This is a genomic window from Aquiflexum sp. (assembly GCF_977115555.1).
On sequence record NZ_CDSBKL010000559.1, the window covers coordinates 1 to 2,105 of the forward strand.

The 2,105-nt window shown below is 50.6% G+C and carries 2 protein-coding genes; both read right to left on the reverse strand.

Annotated features, from left to right (window positions below):
* Nucleotides 1-253: 253 nt before the first annotated feature.
* On the reverse strand, nucleotides 254-1,375 hold the full coding sequence (locus ACZFYI_RS19555; protein WP_462525801.1) for an IS91 family transposase: 1,122 nt from the start codon (nucleotides 1,373-1,375) through the stop codon (nucleotides 254-256).
* A partial coding sequence (locus tag ACZFYI_RS19560) for a tyrosine-type recombinase/integrase (RefSeq protein ID WP_462525802.1) occupies nucleotides 1,372-2,105 on the reverse strand: 734 nt, incomplete at its 5' end. The genes ACZFYI_RS19555 and ACZFYI_RS19560, both read right to left, overlap by 4 nt.

The window sequence follows — 2,105 nt, forward strand, 5'->3', positions numbered from 1 at the left end:
AAATAGGTTTTCGTGCGGCTTGCAAAGCCAAGCATGAAACCGCTGTTGCACGAAACCCGTAAGGTTCTTATGGGGATTGAGTCGAAATTTTTGGAGGCAAACGATGTGTCCGATTAGATTAAAAAGTAAAACCTGCTAGCAGATTCAGCATCGAGTCAAAAAATTAGATCATTTTGAGCCCTTCCAAACCCTTTTTTGGAAGGGCTTTTTTATGGCATGGGCATAGCTTCGCCGGCCCGATCAAAATCAGGAGTTAAAATTGGGTTGGGACAGCGTAAAAGACTGCCTTTGGCGGTCCCCTTTTGGGAAGTCGCTGAATGCTGACCATGCTTTCCTTCTGGCAGCAAGAGCAGTATCGTGGGTTGTAGCTTTCCAGAATCCTGGGTTCGGGTTCCGGAAGCGGAATTCCAAGTTCCTGATGAATGAGTGGAATCGTGATCTGCTTAGCCGAACTTCCCAATATCCCAAAGTGCCGAATTCGCACCAATCCTTTGGGCAGGATATGCAGAGAGAATCGTCGGATAAACTCCAGATTGTCCAGGCTCATTTCCAATTTCTGGGCTCCCTGACGATAATCTTTGTAGCTGAAGGTGGTCTGTTTTGGGCCAATGTCCAGAATCCGATGATTGGAGATCGCCACTTTGTGGGTATATCTGCCGAGGTATTCGAGGACTGCCTTGGGATGCCCAAATGGACGCTTGGCATAGACCACCCACTCTTTTTGGAAAAGTTGATTGACCAGATCCTTCTCCGGTATGATCCGGGACTTGAGTGCTTTGACATACTTGGCCCGAAAGACCTTGCTCATCGCTTTGACCGGAAACAGGTATTTACCCTTCGATTTAGCCGTTTTCCACTTTCCGTTTTTAGTCAGTCCGCCTCCCGGTACGATGCAGTGCAAATGCGGATGAAGAGTTAATTGCTGCCCCCAAGTGTGGAGAATGGCGATCATTCCGGCTTTGGCTCCCAGATAGGTTGGGTCTTTGGCAAAGCAATGGACCGTCTGCCATGCCGCCTCAAACAGACTGTCATAGACAGCCTTGGGCTCATACATCGCCAGCTGATTCAGCGTGTCGGGTAAGGTAAAGACCACATGGAAGTAAGGAACAGGAAGGAGCTCAGATTCCCGATCTGCCAACCACTTCTCCCGGTTCTTTCCCTGACACTTCGGACAATGGCGGTTTCTGCAGCTGTTGTAACTGATCCGGGTATTCCCGCAGTCTGTGCAGGCATCCACATGTCCACCCAAGTCAGCGGTTCGGCAACGCCGCAACGCCGAAAGCGTCCGCAACTGCCAGCGGTTGATCTGGGGATGGTTTTCCACCTCGGCCCAGTGCTGTTGGAGCACTTGAGCCACTTCGTGCTTGGCTCTCAACGACGGGACAGATACAGTCGATCAAGCGGACTGAAGGCTCTGCACTTGTCGGTCTGCGCCACATGAAGATAGATCATTGTGGTGTCGATGGACTCATGACCGAGCAGGTCCTTGATCGTCAGAATGTCCAGACCTTCTTCCAGCAGATGAGTGGCAAAAGTATGCCTGAGCGTGTGCACGTTCATCGGCTTTTGGATCCCGGCTTTCTTTTTGGCTTCATTCACTGCCCACTGAACGCCTCTCTGAGAATAGCGGGAATCGAAGTCACCACCGACCCGGCCTTTGATCTCCTTATCTTTGCTATTGAACACCCATTCGTTGGGCTGCTCGGATTGCAGATAGGCTTTCAGTCCGCGGATCAGGATATCAGCCAGCGGGACATAGCGGTCTTTTTTGCCTTTCCCATCCTTCACATGAAGGACTTTCCGGTCAAAATCCAAGTCGGCGATCTTCAGATTCCGAACTTCGAAGCAGCGGAGACCACAGCCATACAGCAGTCCCATCAGCACGCGGTGTTTGAGCAGTTTGGGAGCTTTGAGAAGCCTGCGGACTTCCTCCTGGCTCAAGACAACGGGAAGCTTTTTGCTGTGCTTGATCGTTGGAAGTTCGATCCGCTTGTCCTTCATCCCCTCAATCCGATAAGCGAATCGAAGGGCATAGACAGTGAACTTAAAGTAGGAATCAGAAGGTGTGTTATAACCCCGCTTGACCAAATGCAGGTAATCATTGA